Annotated in this window: 17 protein-coding genes; 12 read left to right on the forward strand and 5 right to left on the reverse strand. The window is 68.2% G+C overall.

Translation table 11 applies throughout. The annotated features are described in order from the left end of the window. Positions 1-8: 8 nt before the first annotated feature. The 4 genes from DB31_RS23925 (at position 9) to DB31_RS23940 (ending at position 3,839) form a co-directional block, all read left to right on the forward strand. Positions 9-890 (forward strand): DUF4129 domain-containing protein, encoded by an 882-nt coding sequence (locus DB31_RS23925; RefSeq protein ID WP_044191656.1) that lies wholly within the window; start codon positions 9-11, stop codon positions 888-890. After that, positions 887-2,071, forward strand: a complete 1,185-nt coding sequence (locus DB31_RS23930; RefSeq protein WP_044191658.1) for a DUF4350 domain-containing protein — start codon at positions 887-889, stop codon at positions 2,069-2,071. The genes DB31_RS23925 and DB31_RS23930 overlap by 4 nt, the downstream gene beginning before the upstream one ends. A 113-nt stretch (positions 2,072-2,184) precedes the next feature. Then, the gene (locus DB31_RS23935; RefSeq protein ID WP_044191659.1) at positions 2,185-3,087 is read left to right on the forward strand and encodes a DUF6310 domain-containing protein; all 903 of its coding nucleotides are present in this window, start codon (positions 2,185-2,187) and stop codon (positions 3,085-3,087) included. After that, a complete protein-coding gene (locus DB31_RS23940; protein ID WP_044191660.1) occupies positions 3,084-3,839 on the forward strand; it encodes a DUF5953 family protein in 756 nt (251 codons plus the stop codon). The genes DB31_RS23935 and DB31_RS23940 overlap by 4 nt, the downstream gene beginning before the upstream one ends. On the opposite strand, the gene exoP is transcribed toward DB31_RS23940, so the two are convergent. The 5 genes from exoP to DB31_RS23965 form a co-directional block, all read right to left on the reverse strand. Continuing rightward, the gene (exoP, locus tag DB31_RS23945; RefSeq protein ID WP_044191661.1) at positions 3,840-5,042 is read right to left on the reverse strand and encodes a spore coat polysaccharide biosynthesis glycosyltransferase ExoP; all 1,203 of its coding nucleotides are present in this window, start codon (positions 5,040-5,042) and stop codon (positions 3,840-3,842) included. Then, positions 5,029-6,102, reverse strand: coding sequence for a glycosyltransferase family 4 protein (locus DB31_RS23950; RefSeq protein WP_044191663.1), 1,074 nt, complete (start codon positions 6,100-6,102; stop codon positions 5,029-5,031). The genes exoP and DB31_RS23950 overlap by 14 nt, the downstream gene beginning before the upstream one ends. A gap of 18 nt (positions 6,103-6,120) precedes the next feature. Next, a complete protein-coding gene (locus DB31_RS23955) occupies positions 6,121-6,645 on the reverse strand; it encodes a serine O-acetyltransferase (protein ID WP_044191664.1) in 525 nt (174 codons plus the stop codon). 102 nt (positions 6,646-6,747) lie between these two features. Next, entirely contained in the window at positions 6,748-8,265 is a 1,518-nt protein-coding gene (locus tag DB31_RS23960) for a lipopolysaccharide biosynthesis protein (RefSeq protein ID WP_044191665.1), read from the reverse strand. After that, positions 8,262-9,359, reverse strand: coding sequence for a polysaccharide deacetylase family protein (locus tag DB31_RS23965; protein WP_044191667.1), 1,098 nt, complete (start codon positions 9,357-9,359; stop codon positions 8,262-8,264). Before DB31_RS23965 ends, DB31_RS23960 begins: the two co-directional genes overlap by 4 nt. Before the next feature lie 293 nt (positions 9,360-9,652). Between DB31_RS23965 and DB31_RS23970 the strand changes: the two genes are divergently transcribed. The 8 genes from DB31_RS23970 to DB31_RS24005 are packed head-to-tail and all read left to right on the forward strand — an operon-like array spanning position 9,653 to position 16,180. Next, positions 9,653-10,747: a hypothetical protein gene (locus tag DB31_RS23970; protein ID WP_044191669.1), complete on the forward strand. Its 1,095-nt coding sequence runs from the start codon at positions 9,653-9,655 to the stop codon at positions 10,745-10,747. A gap of 55 nt (positions 10,748-10,802) precedes the next feature. Further along, positions 10,803-11,468 (forward strand): heme ABC exporter ATP-binding protein CcmA, encoded by a 666-nt coding sequence (gene ccmA, locus DB31_RS23975; protein ID WP_044191671.1) that lies wholly within the window; start codon positions 10,803-10,805, stop codon positions 11,466-11,468. Next, complete coding sequence (locus DB31_RS23980; RefSeq protein ID WP_044191673.1) at positions 11,465-12,160, forward strand: heme exporter protein CcmB; 696 nt, start codon at positions 11,465-11,467, stop codon at positions 12,158-12,160. Before ccmA ends, DB31_RS23980 begins: the two co-directional genes overlap by 4 nt. 2 nt (positions 12,161-12,162) lie before the next feature. Beyond that, positions 12,163-12,930 carry a cytochrome c biogenesis protein CcsA gene (gene ccsA, locus DB31_RS23985; protein ID WP_157232129.1) on the forward strand — a complete coding sequence of 256 codons (768 nt, stop codon included), beginning with the start codon at positions 12,163-12,165 and terminating at the stop codon, positions 12,928-12,930. Continuing rightward, positions 12,930-13,109, forward strand: coding sequence for a hypothetical protein (locus tag DB31_RS23990; RefSeq protein ID WP_044191675.1), 180 nt, complete (start codon positions 12,930-12,932; stop codon positions 13,107-13,109). The genes ccsA and DB31_RS23990 overlap by 1 nt, the downstream gene beginning before the upstream one ends. 7 nt (positions 13,110-13,116) lie before the next feature. After that, entirely contained in the window at positions 13,117-13,605 is a 489-nt protein-coding gene (locus DB31_RS23995; protein ID WP_044191677.1) for a cytochrome c maturation protein CcmE, read from the forward strand. Further along, a complete protein-coding gene (locus DB31_RS24000; protein WP_044191679.1) occupies positions 13,602-15,626 on the forward strand; it encodes a heme lyase CcmF/NrfE family subunit in 2,025 nt (674 codons plus the stop codon). The genes DB31_RS23995 and DB31_RS24000 overlap by 4 nt, the downstream gene beginning before the upstream one ends. After that, positions 15,623-16,180 (forward strand): TlpA family protein disulfide reductase, encoded by a 558-nt coding sequence (locus tag DB31_RS24005; RefSeq protein ID WP_044191681.1) that lies wholly within the window; start codon positions 15,623-15,625, stop codon positions 16,178-16,180. The genes DB31_RS24000 and DB31_RS24005 overlap by 4 nt, the downstream gene beginning before the upstream one ends. Positions 16,181-16,194: the final 14 nt, after the last annotated feature.

The following is a 16,194-nucleotide window of genomic DNA, read 5'->3' on the forward strand; positions in this document are numbered from 1 at the left end:
AGCGCCGCGTGCTGACCCTCGCCCTCCCCCTGCTGCTTGCCACGGTGCCTTGCGCGGATCTGGAGACGGATGTCCGGCTCCTCGAAGAGACCGCCAAGAATCGCCCCGCAGAGCTCTCCAGCATCGTGGCGGGCATCGAGTCGCGCGCCGGAGGGCTCCCCCTGCGCCCCCAAGGGGACTTCTCCACCGAGCAGCTCGCCCAGGATGTGGCGGCCCGGCTGAGGGAGACCTGTGCCTTCCAGGAGTCCTCGGCCCGCCCGCAGGCATCCCTCCCCGACAGCTCGCCGGAGCGGCTCCGGGCCATCCTCGACCGGCCCGAGTTCTCCCAAGCCCGCAGGCGCAACACCGATCTGCTCCAGCGCCTCCTTCGCCAAGCCGACGCGTGGCTCAGCGGCCTCTTCCAGTCCAAGGGCGCCCAGAGCTTCGCCATCACCACCCGCGCCATCATCCTCGGGCTGGGGCTCGCGGTGGTCCTCTTTGGGGTGTTGCGCTTCCGGCGCTGGCGCCGCCCCGCCACACAACCTGCCGCTCCAGCCGCCGAAGCCGCGGCCCGGCTCGAGCTCGACTCCCCTCGCGAGCACCTGCAGCGCGCCCGCGAGGCGCTGGCCTCCTCCCCGCGTGAGGCCATCCGGCAGGGGCTGCTGTCCCTGCTCTCCACCCTCGAGGAGCGGCAACTGGCCCGGCCCGATCGCGTGAAGACGAACCGCGAGCTCGCCGCCGAGCTGCCCAGCCGTGGCGCCCCAGCGCCCCTCGTCCAGGAGGTGGAGCGGCTGGTCCGCTGGTACGACCGCACCTTCTATTCGCTGTCGCCCGTGCCCCCGGACGAGGCCGCGAGCTTCGTGGCCGACGTCGAGCGCCTGCAGCACACCCCTCCCGGAGGGGTGGCATGAAGAACCTGCGCACCTTCCTCTTCTTCGGGATCCTCGTCACCCTCGCGGCGGCGCTGGGCCTGTCGGCCCGGCAGGCCGCGACCGAGTCCACGCTGCCGTCCGTGGACAACCCAGGCCCACTCGGGCTGCGCGCGCTCTACCTCTATCTCGAAGAGGGCGGCGCCACCGTGGAGGCGCACCGGGACTCGCTCGAAGCCCTCCCCACCACCGCCCGGACTGTCGTCATCCCCGCACCGCAAGGCCGCTCCGTCTCCCCGGTCGAGGTGGAGGCGTTGGAGCGCTTCGTGCGCGGCGGGGGAACCCTCGTCTTCCTGACCTCGCGGGACAAGGCCAAGGGCCAACCCGCGCTAGAGCAGTGGCTGGAGTTGGAGCGCGGCGCGTTCCTGGGCGCGAGTTCGCGGGGCCTCCCCGAGGGTGATCAGGACCTCGGAGGCACCACTGTGGACGTCTGGGTCCCTGCTGGAGCCGCTCGGGGCACGAGTGGCTTCCGGGTGTCCCGGGACCGGGGCATCCGCCTGAACATGGCGGAGGCCGTGCCCATCGCCGGCCAGGAGGGCATCGCGGCGCTGTGGCGGCTGGGGCTCGGCCAGGGCGAGGTGTATGTGGCCGCGGGGCCTGACATGGCGGAGAACCGGCGGATCGAGCTGCTCGACAACCTGCGCTTCTGGGACGCGCTCGCGGCCCGAGGCCCTCTGCTCTTCGACGAGTTCCACCACTCGGCGGAGCCCCCTCCGCCCATGTCACGAGGCGTCTGGGCCTTCGTGCTCCAGTGCCTGGCCGTGGGAGCCCTCTACGTGTTCGCGCGTGGCCAGCGCTTCGGAGCGCCCCGGCCGCAGCTGCCCGAGCGGCACCGCTCCACGCTGGAGTACGTCCAATCCATGGGGTGGCTCACGCGCCGAGCCAAGGTGGAGCGAGAGCTGCTCCCCGAGCTGGCCCGTCACCTGCGCCAGCTCATGCACGAGCGGCTCGGAATCCCCCTCACGCTCTCCGAGGAGGAGGCCGCCCGGATGATGGAGCAGCGCTGTGGCATCCCCTCCGCGCACTATCTGGAGACCCGAGCGGAGCTGGCGAGGGCCCTAGACCAGGACACCCTCACCCCGAAGGCCTACGCACAACTCGCGGCCCGCTACGCCCGGCTTGAGGCCATCGTCACGGGCCGCGCAGCCTTCACCGCCGCCTGAGCCACAATGGGGCCAGTTCATTCATCTCTTCTGCTCGCGCGCGCGGCCCGCTGGCAGGGTGACCCGGGAGGTTTTCCCGAGTTAATGTCCCCTCGCGCTTGAAGGACGGAGCCATGCGTTCCCCGCCTTGCATCGCACTCCTGCTCTTACTCTCGGCCTGCGCAACGATGGATCCGAGCCCGGGAGAGTGGGAGGACCCGAACCCGAGACTGGCAAACCTTCAGCGCGCAGCCCAGTACCCCTGGACGGATGACGGGCATTGCGTGGTGCGAGAAGCCTCCACCGAGTGGCCGCTCCTTGCGGAGCGGTGCTTTCACGTCCTCGATCACGGGAGGGTCAAGTTTCGAGACGCCACAGGAAGGTGCGCCGTCGCATCTACGGCTCTGGCTCCCGCAGCCGTGGCCCTCTGTGTCTTTGCGGCACCTGAGATCGTCGTTGGCGCAGTGATTGTGATGGGAGCCGTGGTGGTGGCTGCTGCCATCACAGAGGGGCTGGAGGCTTATGAACGGAACGCATCCCGCGAGCGTGCGAAACACAAAACTCAGGCGCGTCCTGCCAAAGAACCGTTAGCGAACCGCCCACCCAAGCCAGAGGGCTCGCGCACCGGAGACATCTTCCCCCCAGTGCCGACTGAATCCAACCCACGCCGCCCGGCGTGCGAGCCCATCCCGGTGCCGCACGCAGGCGAAGATGCGCCGCATAACGAGTGCGCCGATAAATTTCCGCCGAACCGCTACCCCGGCATGGACGTGCTTGTGGCCGGCATGCGCTTCGATGCACTGCAAGTCGGCGTGCGTGTGCTGTGGGAGATCAAGACCCATCGATTTGACACATACAATGACTTTGTCCGAGATCAGGAGATTGAAAAGGAAATTGAGCAATTGCACAAAGAGCTCAATGCTGCGAGTGCCTGTGGATACGACTTCGTCGTTGGGGTGAGCACGCAAGCGCACAAGCAAGCACTGCTCGATAGGGATCCCGAACTCAAGATCGTCGTCACGGGGTGCCCACGATGACTGCTCGAAAGCGCCTCATTCTTATCACTCATGGGCCTGCGCTCGTGGGCAATGACGGACGCGCGCTCGCTGTTGTCCAAGGGATGGAGAGGACGCTCCCCGGTTTGCGTCTGGAGTGGAGAGTTACCGAGGGGCGACAGCTTGCCGCGTTGCCACAGCGCGACGAGTGGCTCGCGGAAGCCACCAAGGACGGGGAATTCCCTTTCTTGTGCAACGGGGACGAGGGTTACCCGGTGATGATTTCTGGTCTCCAAAAACCGGCAAGCCTCAGCCCGGGTGGTCAGCCCCTGTTTGAAGTGCATGCAAAGCTGCCACTGGATGCCACAGGGATCGCAGCAGCGGCAGATGCGCTGGAGGCCTTGGCGGAGGGCGCACACGCGTACTGGGGGCATGCGTCACCGGAGGGCTATGGTTCAGAAGTCTCAGAGCAGATGCGCCACTCAGCTCATGGGCCAGAGCGCTCACCCCGTGGGCTTCCCATGCTCAGTTTGTCACGGCATATCCATTCACCTGAGATTCCGCACTACCTCGGGTGGCTGAACTACTGGTCTGCCGCTGCCGCAAAAGCGATCGGGTTCCCGGACCCGGCCCACGATGCCGAGTTGCAAACGCGGGCGCGGCGCACGGCGTCGGGAGGGTGGGTTGTGCGGCTCACGGATGAGCCGCTCGATTACGACAACCCCGCCCACTTGGACACGCTCCTGCGGGTCTACGAGCGCTTCCCGGAGATCGGCGGGCGCGCGGCGCCTTGACTACAGGCTCCGGCCCGCCTTGAGCAGGGCCTCGCCCACGTGCGAGCGGATCTCCTCCACCCGCGCATCCCAGCTCTCGTGGAAGATGCGCTCGGCGCGCTCGCGGCTGGGGCCTGCGCCCTCGGCGAGGCACTCGTCCACCTTGCGCACGAAGTCCTCCGTCGAGGTGGCCACCTTGCACAGCCCCACCTTGCGCACCTCGGGGATGTCCGTGGACACCACCGGGAGCCCCGCAGCCAGGTACTCGCGCACCTTCAGCGGGTTGGCGTTGAGCGTCAGCTCGTTCACTGTGAACGGCATCAGCGCCACATCGAACGCCTTGCAGTAGCCCGGCAGGCTCGCGTACGGCTGGCGCCCTAGGAAGTGGATGTTCGGCACCGCCTTCATCGCCGTCACGTCGCAGTCCGGCGCCACCTTGCCGATCACCACCACCGAGCCTTCGGGGTGCGCCTTCGCCGTGGCGATGATCGCCTCCTGGTCCACCCAGTCCGCCATCAGCCCGAAGAAGCCGATGATGGGCCCCGGCAGCTTCGCGATGTCCTCCGGAACCTGCGTGGCCTCGTCACACGCCTTCACGAAGTGCTGGTAGTCCACCCCGTGCCGCACCAGCACCGTGTTCGGGTTCACCTTGGCCTTGTTCTCGCGCAGGCGCTCGGCGGAGGTGATGACCAGATCCGCCCGGCGCAGCAGCCGCTCCTCCAGCTCCGCGATGTGGCGCCCGTTGGTGTCGCTGAACGCGGAGAACTCGTCCACGCAGTGGTAGACGACGAACTCCTCGCCCAGCGTGCCCGACACCGGCGCCGAGGCCGGCAGGAACGACCACGAGATGGGCCGCCGGAAGTTCAGCTTCTTCATCGCCCGCTTCACCTGGAGCCGCAGCAGCTCCCGGTTCGTCGACCGCACCGCCTCCGAGCCGTAGAACGGGATGGCCAGCGGCGCCAGCACGAAGAGGTTGGGCTCCACCTCTCGGATGCCCTCGGTGAAGGAGGACAGCTTGCGCCAGATGCGCTGCAGATCGTGCGTGTTCGCCTTGGGCGCCCGGTTGCCGATGCTGTTCACCCACAGCACGCGGTTCTCCCGCGAGAGGATCCGCATGATGTGGACCTTGGACAGCGGATCGCCGTCCCAGTCGTTGGAGAACACCACCAGGTCCCGTCCGCGCAGGGCCCGGCGGGTCAGATCCATGTCTTCACTGCGCCGCATGTTGCGTCTCCCGTGTCGAAATCCAATCCGTAAGCCCCGGTGCCGCGAGCTCCTCGTACAGACGGAGCAGCACGGGACCGGCGTCCGGCTGAGCCACCTGCGCGGGTCCCTCCGCGAGCGCCTGCCGGATCCTCAGCGCCAGATCCGGCGGGTGGCCGCCCCGGAACAAAAAGGTGCCCTCGGGCCGGGCGCACACGTCGCTGGCCACGCAGGGCACTCCGAGCGTCAGCGCCTCGCGGACGGAGACCGAGTCCCCGTCATGCGTCGTGGGCCGGATGAACACATCGCACCGTGACAACAGACCGAGCGCCTCGTCGTGGTTCAGCTCGCCCAGATCCTCCAGGAGCGGCGCCACGTGCGTCTCGCGGGCATCCCGCGCGAACTCCGGCGTCCGCGTCCCAGGCCCGAACACCGCGAGCCCCACGCCCGGCAGCTCGTTCGCCAGCATCCGGAGCGCGCGGAACATCTGCATGCGCCCGTAGACCGGCGACGGGTGGTGCGCCATGGCCAGCAGCGGAGAGCGCCGGGCCCTCGCCAGTTCCACGGCGGCAGTCACCGGCCCGGGCCGCACCTGCGAGGCGCAGAAGGCCGGCTGCACGAGGATCTTCTCGGAAGGCACTCCACAGCCAACGAGCGCCTCCTTCACGGCCTCGGACACCGCGATCACGCGCGAGTACCCCGCCAGCGCGGCACGGGCCATGGCTCGCCGGGCCACGGAGCCCGCGAGGAACTCCGGCAGCAGCCCCGAGTGCAGGGTGATGAACCGAGGCGCTCGAGGCCCTGGGACACCCGCCAGCGCGGCCAGCACCCAGGCCTTCGGGTTGTCACCGCTGGTGTGGACATGCACCGTCCATCCAGCGCTCAAGAATCCCGCGAGCCGCAGCCCGAACTTGGCCGGCGTGCGGACAGGGATAACGTCCGGAGCCGGCCGGCCGCCCTTTCCAATGTCCAGCACCTTCGCCTCGACGCCACGCTCGCGAAGAAATCGATGCAGTTGTTGAACGTGAATCGCCACCCCGCCATGCGGAGGTGGGTAGTCACCAATGAGAAGCACGCGCATCAAACAAAGTCCTCGGTCCTACTGAAAAGTGGTCTCCGGAAGGTGCATCGACCCCAACGTCTGGCCAAGCCGCGGAGGCGGCAGCCCCATCTCCCGCTCGTAAAAAGCAATCGGATCCGAATCCTGGCGGAGCACCCGGGCCGGGACCCCGGCCACCACCGCACCCGCAGGCACGTCCTGGAGCACCACCGCGTTGGCGCCGATCACCGCGAAGTCGCCAACCTGGACGTTGCCGAGGATCTTCGCCCCCGCGCCAATGCGCACGTAGTCGCCGATCACCGGGACGCCCTCGATGCCCGACCGTCCACTGATGGTCACTTGCTGAGAGACGAGGCAGTAGCGCCCCAGCCTCGCGTTCTGGTGGATGACGACTCCGATACCGCCGTAACCCAACGCCGTGCCCTCGCCGATCTCGGCCTCATAGGGAATGTGAGAGCTGTGCAGGTAATAGATGACCTTGCGCAGCACATCCGGCAGCACAGGAACCCCGCGCAGATGCAACCTGCGCGCAAGTCGGTACCACGTCATCCCGTCCAACCCCATCACTCACTCCCGTCCCCAACCCCACCAACCCCACCCTGGCCCGAAGCTAGGGAGTCACCTCTGAGGAGGGAAGTCCTCCCCAAGGGTCCACTTCCCACCGCTTCAGCTCGCTCCCCGCGTCCGCAGCCCCGCCAGGATCCGCAGCGGCCGGATCCCCGTCGCGTAGAGCACCGCCACATACCCGATGGCGAACAGCACCCCGGTCACGGCCAGCGGCAGCGCCCGCCAAATGAAGCCCTGAGGCAGGCCCACCCAGGCGCCCACCAGGCCCGCGCGCAGCGCGAAGACACCCGCCGCCGCCGCACAGGCCGCCAGCGACGCCTTGCCCAGCTCCGCCCAGGGGATGACATCCCGGATGCGCAGCGGACGCTCTGGCGTGGACAGCGCAGCAGGCACGCGGATCAGCAGCGTCGCCTTCCCCACCAGCTCCGCCACCGCCCACGAGGCGATGCCGCCCTTCATCCCGAAGGAGCGCACGCCCCACCAGACGAGCGGCACCGTGACCACCGCCTTGATCAGGTACGACAAGAAGATGGCGCGCGTGTAACCCCGGGCACGCAGCACACCGTCCATCGGCAGGATGGCCAGCACCACGCCCAGCACGCTCACCCGGAAGATGGGCACCGCGGGCAGGAACTTCGCGCCAAACATCGCGGAGATGAACTCGGGCGCCGCGGCGAACAGGAACGCGGCGAACGGCAGGAACACGAAGGCCAGCTTCCCCGCGGCCTCGCGGAAAGCCCCCACGCCCTCCTCCAGCCTCCCGGCCTTCTCCAGCTCGCCCAGGCGCACCATCAGCACCTCGCTCGTGGGCGTGTAGAGCAGCTCCACCACCGGCAACTGGAAGCAGCCCACCCGGTACAGCGCGTACAGCGCCGGGGCCACCGCGCTCGCCACCACATAGAAGTGCGCGTTCTGCTGCGGAATGGACAGCGCCATGGCCGCCCCAAATGGCGCCGCGTACATCAGTTGCTCGCGGAAGAGCTTCCCGCTCACCAGCGGCCCCTCGCTCCCTCGGAGCGAGATGACCCACGTGGCCAGGTAGCGCAGCCCCGCATACCCCGCCACCGCGATCATCATCCCGTGCAGCGAGGCGCCGAACAGGCACGGCAACACCATGGCCGCCGAGCGCACCGTGTCCGAGCCCAGGTACGCCACCGCCGCCGCCTTCGTCCGCCCCTGGCTGGTGAGGGCCACCTCCAGCGGGAACGAACCCAGGAGCAGCGCGGTGTAGATCGCCAGCGGCCAGCGGTAGTTCAGCAGCGCTGGGTTGGAGAACAGCCCGGCCACCGGCTCGAGCAGCCCCACCACCAGCGCCGCCGCCACCACGCCCGCCGCGGTCATGAAGAGCATCGTCTGGCCGAGGAACGGCCGCTTCTGCTCCACCCGAGGCAGGAAGTAGTAGAGGCTCTGCGCCACGCCGAACGGCAGCACGTAGTAGAGCGTCGTGGAGATCAGGAACAGCTGATAGTACGTCCCGTACTCCTCCAGGCTCAGCACCCGGGCAAGCACGAGCGGAATGGACAGCGTCAGCCCGGCCGTGAAGAGCCGCGCCAACACCAGGGGCCCGGCCTTGCCCAGGAAGGACCCGGACGCGGCGGGCGCCGAGGATGCGCTCACGTCGGCTCCTCCAGGGAGATCTGGCTCCGCATCAGCAGCTCATTGGCCGCCCGAGTGGCGGATAAGTGGGGCCGCCGTCCCGTCACGGGGCGGCTCACCCCCAACATCGCGAAGCAGTCGTCCAACTGGCAGCCGGTGAGCGCCTCCGAGTAGTCCCCCAACATGCCGATGCTGAAGTTCTCCCACAGCACCTTGCGCTTGAGGGTGAACGGATCCCCGCCCACCCGGTTGGGCAGATCCTCGGTCGTCACCCCCGAGCGGAAGCCGTGCTGCTTCAGCAACCGGATGACCTCCTCCGAGTACCAGCCGTTGCAGTAGGCGAAGTCCCGGACCGGGGTGCCCAGCTCCCGCTCGATGGCTTGCTTGGACTCGATGATCTCCCGCTCCATCTGCTCGGCGGGCTCCATCGTCAGCACGGTGTGCCCCAGCGTGTGCGCACCGAACTCGAAGCCATCCCGAGCCATGTGCCGCACCTCGTCCCAGTCCATGATGTCGCCCTGCTCGGGCAACAGGTTCGCGCCGCCTCCCAGTTCCTGCTCCAGCGCCTGGATGACCTCCTGCACCACACGGGCGGAGTGCTCGCCAATGAACTCATCCAGCGCGTCGGAGACCGGCCGGCTGCCGGACAAGATCGGCCCCGCCAGCTTCAGCGCAGGCTCCGGAAGCGTCGTGAAGTACGGCCTGAGCCGCCGCTTCTGCGCCACCTGGATGAGGTGGAACAGCCGATCATGATTGAACCGCCGCTTCGTGCCGATGAAGTCCGTCGGCAGATAGACAATGGCCGGTACACCCATCCGCTTCAGCAGGGGATAGGCGAACCGATACACATCCCGGTACCCGTCATCGAACGTGACGACACACAGATCCCGCTTGGTGCTCCTGCGCCCCGCCATCACGTCCACGGCATCGCCAATGGTGGCGAACTCGTAGCCCGCAGCCGCAGCCTGCTCCAGGTGCCGCCGAAACGTCTCCTTGGAGATGAGCAGCCCTGGAATGGACCGCTGCAGCTCGCCTGTCAGATCCTCCACCACCCTGTGGTAGCTGACGATCAGGAGGCGCCGCCCACCGGACTGGCTCCGGCGATACATGGCCATAGCCTTCCTGAGTCCGCTGTAGTGGAGCACTCCAGCGGCCGCTACTTTCACCGCTCTTCGCACCAACCCTCCCGCGCCCATGACCTCCCCCAATGCGCAGCCCAACCTTGTCCCGCAAGGATGCAGGAGCGATGCCAAAGCCAAAACCGGCCATCTATTCACATTTTCGGCGGGTAGCAGACGAGCCACATGCCCGGCCTGGAACATTTGGACCCCACCCTGGAAAAATTTTCCAGATCGCTAGAAAGCGACCACGCGACGGGGGAAGCCCAGCGGGGCAGAATGGAAGTTAAATGCCACTCGCGCCCAGTGTCCTCCTGATCGTGTTGGCCACGGCCGCCGCGGCCCCGCAGGCCGATGCGCCTCTGTCCACCCCTCCGCTGCCGTCCAGCTCCGACACGTGCGCCACCGCCGAGGCCGACTACACCCGGGGCTTCGACGCGCTCGTCGCGGGCGATGATCACTCGGCGCTGGAGGCGTTCGAGCACGTCCTCGCCGCCTGCCCCACCCACCCCTACGCCGGAGAGCTCGCCCGGCTCACGCGCACTCGGCTCGGCCCGGGCGCGAAGCTGGCCGAGGCGGCGCTCCTCATCGCTCCTGAAAAGCCCTCGGGCTTCGCGCGCGGAAGCCTCGTGGTCTGGCAGACCGGGCACGGCGCGACGCAAGGTGCCCTGCTGTGCGGCATCATCGATTGTGATGGCCGCGGCTACCTCGCCGCTTCGCTCCTGGGAGCGGGAGTGGGCGCCGCAGTCTCCTTATATGCGACGCATGAGAACGGGGTGACGTCGGGCCAGTCGGCCGCCATCAACTCGGGGACGACTTGGGGCGTCTGGTATGGACTGGCCGCCACCCAGGTCTTCGACATCGACGACGAGAGCGCGCTTGCCACCGTCATGGGCAGCACGCTGAGCCTGACCGGCGCCGGGATTGCCGTGGCCCTGCTGACCCACCCCACCGCAGGCCAGGTCTCCCTGGCCAACTCGGGCGGGCTTTGGAGCGGCGTGATCACCGCGCTGATCCTCGCCGCCGCCGGGGATGGCGAGCGGAGCGCCTTCTTCGCGATCGAGTCCGTGGTGACGGGGGTGGGCATCACCTCCTTCGCGGTGCTCTCGCAGTCCCTGCCAGTGTCTCGAGGCAGGATGCTGCTGATCGACTCGGGCGGCATCCTCGGAGGCCTGCTGGGAGCGGCCACCGTCGCCCTGCTCGGCGCGAATGACGGGGAACCCATCGCCATTGGAGCGGCGGTGGGCGCGGTCGGTGGGCTGGCCCTCACCGCCTATATCACCCGCGACTTCGACGGCCCCTCCACCCCGGCGCCAGAGGTAGCGGTCGCCCCCACCGTCATGGGCCGAGGCGGCGTGGGCCTCGCGCTGGGTGGCCGCTTCTAGAAGGCACGGCTTTCGCTGGAGAAAGGGGCGATTTCCGGGTACGAACCCCGTCCCGATGGACGCCCCTGCCCCCGCCTCGCCTCCGGCGATCGCCCTGCATGACGTGAGCAAGCGGTATGGGCGTCATTGGGCTCTGGCGCGACTCACCTACTCGCTGCCCGCGGGCCGCTCGCTCCTCCTCACCGGCCACAACGGCTCCGGGAAGACCACGCTGCTGCGCCTGGTGGCCACCGCCCTCTCGCCCACCGCGGGCCGCGTCGAGGTGCTCGGCCGCAACACCGTCTCGGATACGAACGCAGTGCGTCAAGAGGTTGCCCTCCTTTCCCACGCCAGCTTTCTTTACGAGGACCTCACCGCGCACCAGAACCTCGTGGTGCTCGCCCGCCTGCTGGACCTGCCCTCCCCGAAGGACGTCGCCGACCAGCTGCTGACGCGCGTGGGGCTGACGCGGCGGACCGAGAGCCCCGTGCGCCAGTTCAGCGCGGGCATGCGCAAGCGCCTGGCCATCGCGCGGCTGGTGATGAAGAAGCCCGCCATGGCGCTGCTGGACGAGCCCTTCGGCGAGCTGGACCCGGCAGGCATCCAGGCCATGGAGGGCATCATCGGCGAGCTCAAGGCCTCGGGTGTCACCGTCGTCCTGGCCACCCACCTCATCGAGCAGGGGCTGACGCTGTGTGAGGAGCGCCTTCACCTGCAAGAAGGCCGGGCGGTGCCCGCATGAGCCGCCCCCGTCCCGCGGGCCTGCTGAAGGCCGCCGCCATCCTGCTCGGCAAGGATCTGCTCATCGAGTGGCGCACCCGGGCCCGGCTCAACGCCCTGGTCTTCTTCGCGCTCTCCACGCTGCTGCTCTTCTCGTTCGCGCTGGGTCCGGACACCAAGCTGCTCGAGCGCAACGCGGGCGGCTACCTCTGGCTGGCCATCCTCTTCGCCAGCACCCTGTCCCTGGGTGAGTCCTTCCGGGTGGAGTACGAGAACGCCTGCATGGACGGCCTGCGGCTGGCCCCGGCGGACGCTCGGGCCATCTTCCTGTCCAAGGCGGTAGGCAACACCCTGCTGCTCGTCCTGCTGGGCAGCCTGCTCATCCCCGTCATGGTGGCCCTCTACGGGGTGAAGGTGGTCCTGGGAGTAGGCGATCTGATGGCTACCCTCGTGCTTGGCTGCATGGCGCTCGCCGCCCCGGGGTGCGTGTATGCAGCCATCGCCAATAACGCCCGAGCGAGGGACGTGCTCCTACCTCTGCTATTGTTCCCGCTGATTGTTCCGGCCCTGCTGGCCGCGACCAAGGCCATGGCGCTGGTGCTCCAGGGCGATCCGATGGATCAGCTCGGCTCTTGGTTCGGTCTGCTGGGAGGGTTCAACCTGATCTATTGGGGCTTAGGCTTCCTGCTCTTCCCGCGGGTGATCGAGGACTGACGATGTTCATTCTCACCACGGCCGTACTGCCTGGAGTCATCCTGCTCCTGCTGCTCACGGTGGGCCGCAAGTACGCCCACCTGACGCTGCCGGTCTACGCGCTCATCGCCCTGGGAATCGGCCATGGGGTGGGCCTGTTCGTGGCTCCTCCGGACCGGGAGATGGGCGACGTGCAGCGCATCATGTACGCGCATGTTCCTGCCGTGTGGGCTGCGCTGGTGGCGCTGGTGATCAACTTCGGGTGCTCGGTGGCGTACCTCTTCAAGCAGAGCTGGAGGACGGACTCGCTGGCGGAGGCCTCCGCCGAGGTGGGTCTGCTGTTCGGCGCGGTGGGGGTGCTGCTGGGCGCCATCTGGGGCCGGCCCACCTGGGGTGTGTACTGGACGTGGGATCCCCGGCTCACCACCGCCGCCATCCTCCTGGTGGCCTACATGGGCTACATGGCCCTGCGCCGCTTCGTGGAGGACCCGGACAAGCGCGCCACGTGGAGCTCCGTGGTGGGCATCATCGCCGCGGTGGACCTGCCCATCATCTGGTTCTCGGTGAAGTGGTGGCGCAGCCTGCACCAAGTGCAGTCCACGCCCCGGACGGTGGACCCGGCGTTCCAGCTTCCCCTTCGCCTCAGTTCCTACGCATTCCTGGGCCTGGCGGCCCTCTTCATCCTCCACCGCTACCGCATCGCCATGGCGGAGCGGAAGGCGGAGGTGGCCCTCCCCGAGGCGCTGCCCACGGATGGCGCCCAGCAGAACCGCACCGCGGGGGTGGCGTGATGAGCTCGCTGATGCTGTGGGCCCAGGTGGCCGCGGGAGAAGTGGGCAGCGGCCGGATTACCGGCGGCTGGGGCTATGTGTGGGCCAGCTATGGCATTACCTGGGGCGCCTTCAGCCTCTATGCGTTATCGCTGTGGCTGCGCCGACCCAAGAACCTGCCTGCAGGATCCAAGGAGTGAATGAGCCATGACCCCTGTTACCCGTAACCGACTCATCGCCGTGGGAGCCCTGCTGGTGGCCGGTGTTGGCCTGGCCTTCGTGGCCTTCGGTAACATCGGCGAGAACCTCGTCTATTACTGGAGCCCGGCGGAGATGCTGACCCAGGGCGAGAAGGCCTACGGCCCCACCATCCGCCTGGGCGGCGTGGTGAAGCCCGGCTCCATCCAGTGGAACGCCGAGCACACCACCCTGCACTTCCAGGTGGCCACCGACCACACGCCGCAGTCCGTGGCGGTGACGGTGCGCTCCACCGAGGTGCCTCCGCAGATGTTCCGTGAGGGCATCGGCGTGGTGGTGGAGGGCACCTTCGACAAGTCGCAGGTGTTCAGCTCCAACCGGCTGATGGTGAACCACTCCAACGAGTACCGCGCGCCCAAGCCGGGCGAGGAGCCGCGCAAGTGGCAGGAGACCGTCGAGGGCTCCACCACGGCAGCGAACACGACGGGGGCGCAGTGAACGCAACGATTGGATACGGGCTCGTGCTGGGGGCGCTGGTGTGCGCCGCCTTCGGGGCCGTGGTGGGACTGACGAGCGGCCTGCGCCAGAGCGAGGCGGGCTCTCAGTGGGTGCGCCGCGCGGTGTGGGGCTTCTTCCTCTGCATGGTGGGCTCCAACCTGACGATGGTGTACTCGCTCGTCACGGATGACTTCAGCATCAAGTACGTGGCGCAGGTGGGCAGCCGCGCCACGCCGCTGACCTTCAAGATCGTCGCCCTGTGGAGCGCGCTGGAGGGGTCCATCCTCTTCTGGGGCCTCATCATGGGCACCTACCTGCTGGCCTTCGCGCTGGTGCACCGCAACGAGCACAAGCGCTACATGTCGCTGGCGCTGGGCACCATGCTGGGCGTGGGCGTCTTCTTCGCCTTCCTGATCGCCGGCCCGGCCAACCCCTGGCACACGCTGTCTCCCGTGCCGCTGGACGGCCCCGGCCCCAACCCGCTCTTGCAGAACCACATCCTCATGGTGGTCCACCCGCCCATGCTCTACCTGGGCTACGTGGGCATGACGGTGCCTTTCGGCATCGCCGTCGCGGGCCTGCTGCGCGGAGAGATTGGCGACGCGTGGATGGCACCCCTGCGGCGGTGGATCCTCATCCCGTGGCTGTTCCTGTCCATCGGCATCATCCTGGGCTCGTGGTGGGCGTACGCGGTGCTGGGCTGGGGCGGCTACTGGGCGTGGGATCCGGTGGAGAACGCCTCGTTCCTGCCGTGGCTGACGGCCACCGCCTTCATGCACTCCACCATGGTCCAGGAGCGCAAGCAGATGCTCAAGCTGTGGACCATGAGCCTGGCCCTGGCCAGCTTCGTGCTGACGATCCTCGGCACGTTCATGACCCGCTCGGGCATCTTCAACTCGGTGCACTCGTTCACCCAGTCGGACATCGGGCCCACCTTCCTGGTGTTCATCGCCATCCTGCTGGTGCTGTCCATCGCGCTGCTGGCCACGCGCGGCCACCTGCTGGTGTCCCAGGGCCGCATCACCTCCATGGTGTCTCGTGAGACGAGCATCCTGGTGAACAACCTGGTGTTCGTGGCCATCACCTTCACGGTGCTGCTGGGCACGCTCTACCCGCTCATCTCCGAGGCCGTGCGCGGCATCCGCGTGAGCGTGGGCGAGCCGTACTTCAACAAGATGGCGGTGCCCGGCGGCATCGCGGTGCTGTTCCTCATGGGCGTGGGCCCCATGCTCCCGTGGGGCACTCCGGACAAGGACGCCGTGCGGCGGCAGTTCATCATCCCCGCTTCCACGGGCGCGGTGGTGGCGCTGGTGTGCTACCTGGCCGGGCTGCGCGGCTTCTACCCGCTGCTCACCTTCGGGCTGGCCGGCTTCGTCACCGTCATCACCCTGCGCGAGCTGCTCGCTCCGGTGCGCGTGCGCATGACCGAGCGCAAGGAAGGGCTCGTCACCGCCGTGGTCCAGAGCGCCTCCAAGGCCCGGCGCCGCTTCGGCGGCTACGTGGTGCACCTGGGCATCATCATCATCATCGTGGCGGTGGCGGCCTCCTCCGCGTACGTGACGCACACCTCCGGCACGCTGCGCCCGGGCGAGACGCTGACACTCAGTGGCTACACGCTCAAGTACCTGGGCACGAAGGAAGGCCAGGAGCCCCACCGCACCTATATGGCGGCGCGCGTGGAAGTCACGACGCCCAGCGGCAAGGTCGAGGAGTACCAGCCCCGGCTCAACTACTACGAGCGCAGCACGGATCCCGTGGGCACGCCCGCGGTGCGCGAGTCGGCCAAGGAAGACCTGTACATGTCGCTGATGGCCTTCACCCAGGGCGGCACCACCGCGAGCCTCAACGTGTGGGTTTTCCCGCTGGTGGGGTGGATCTGGTACAGCATCCCCATCCTGGTGCTGGGCACACTCATCTCGCTCTGGCCCTCTCGCAAGCGCGTGGCGGTGGCCTCGAGTTCCACGGCCGCGGGCGCCGCACCGCCGGTGGCCGGCAGTGACATGAACCGGGGTGCCGCATGAAGAAGGGCTGGGGAATCACCTTGGGCGCCATCGCCGTGTGCGCGGCGCTGGTGCTCGTGCTCAAGGCGGGCTTTGGCCGCGACCCGCACGCGGTGCCCTTCCTGCTGTCCGGCAAGCCCGCGCCGGCCTTCACCCTGCGCTCCCTGGACAGTGGCCAGCCGGTGAGCCTGGCGCAGTTCCGCGGCCGCCCGGTGGTCATCAACTTCTGGGCCTCGTGGTGCGGGCCGTGCCGCCAGGAGCACCCGGTGCTCGACTGGGGCGCCCGGATGTTCGGCTCGCAGGCGCAGTTCCTCGGCATTGTCTTCGAGGACACCGAGGAGAACGCCCTGGGCGTCCTGCAGGAACAGGGCGCCTCCTTCCCCCAGCTGATCGATCCGCGCTCGCGCGTGTCCGTGGACTACGGCGTGTCCGGCGTGCCGGAGACGTACTTCATTACCGCGGATGGCATCATCCTGGGCAAGCACGTGGGTCCCATCGATCCGCAGTCGCTCACGGACCGAATCAAGGAGCTGGCGGCGCGATCCGCGGGCACCGCGACGACGGCCCGGCCCTGAACCCCTGGACGCGG

The organism is Hyalangium minutum, assembly GCF_000737315.1.
Taxonomy (GTDB): Bacteria; Myxococcota; Myxococcia; order Myxococcales; family Myxococcaceae; genus Hyalangium; species Hyalangium minutum.

Coding starts and splice junctions, on each gene's coding strand:
- DB31_RS23930 (WP_044191658.1), top strand. CDS start 887: ATGAAGAACCTGCGCACCTTCCTCTTCTTCGGGATCCTCGTCACCCTC.
- DB31_RS23935 (WP_044191659.1), top strand. CDS start 2,185: ATGCGTTCCCCGCCTTGCATCGCACTCCTGCTCTTACTCTCGGCCTGC.
- DB31_RS23940 (WP_044191660.1), top strand. CDS start 3,084: ATGACTGCTCGAAAGCGCCTCATTCTTATCACTCATGGGCCTGCGCTC.
- exoP (WP_044191661.1), bottom strand. CDS start 5,042: ATGCGGCGCAGTGAAGACATGGATCTGACCCGCCGGGCCCTGCGCGGA.
- DB31_RS23950 (WP_044191663.1), bottom strand. CDS start 6,102: ATGCGCGTGCTTCTCATTGGTGACTACCCACCTCCGCATGGCGGGGTG.
- DB31_RS23955 (WP_044191664.1), bottom strand. CDS start 6,645: ATGGGGTTGGACGGGATGACGTGGTACCGACTTGCGCGCAGGTTGCAT.
- DB31_RS23965 (WP_044191667.1), bottom strand. CDS start 9,359: ATGGCCATGTATCGCCGGAGCCAGTCCGGTGGGCGGCGCCTCCTGATC.
- DB31_RS23970 (WP_044191669.1), top strand. CDS start 9,653: ATGCCACTCGCGCCCAGTGTCCTCCTGATCGTGTTGGCCACGGCCGCC.
- ccmA (WP_044191671.1), top strand. CDS start 10,803: ATGGACGCCCCTGCCCCCGCCTCGCCTCCGGCGATCGCCCTGCATGAC.
- DB31_RS23980 (WP_044191673.1), top strand. CDS start 11,465: ATGAGCCGCCCCCGTCCCGCGGGCCTGCTGAAGGCCGCCGCCATCCTG.
- ccsA (WP_157232129.1), top strand. CDS start 12,163: ATGTTCATTCTCACCACGGCCGTACTGCCTGGAGTCATCCTGCTCCTG.
- DB31_RS23990 (WP_044191675.1), top strand. CDS start 12,930: ATGAGCTCGCTGATGCTGTGGGCCCAGGTGGCCGCGGGAGAAGTGGGC.
- DB31_RS23995 (WP_044191677.1), top strand. CDS start 13,117: ATGACCCCTGTTACCCGTAACCGACTCATCGCCGTGGGAGCCCTGCTG.
- DB31_RS24005 (WP_044191681.1), top strand. CDS start 15,623: ATGAAGAAGGGCTGGGGAATCACCTTGGGCGCCATCGCCGTGTGCGCG.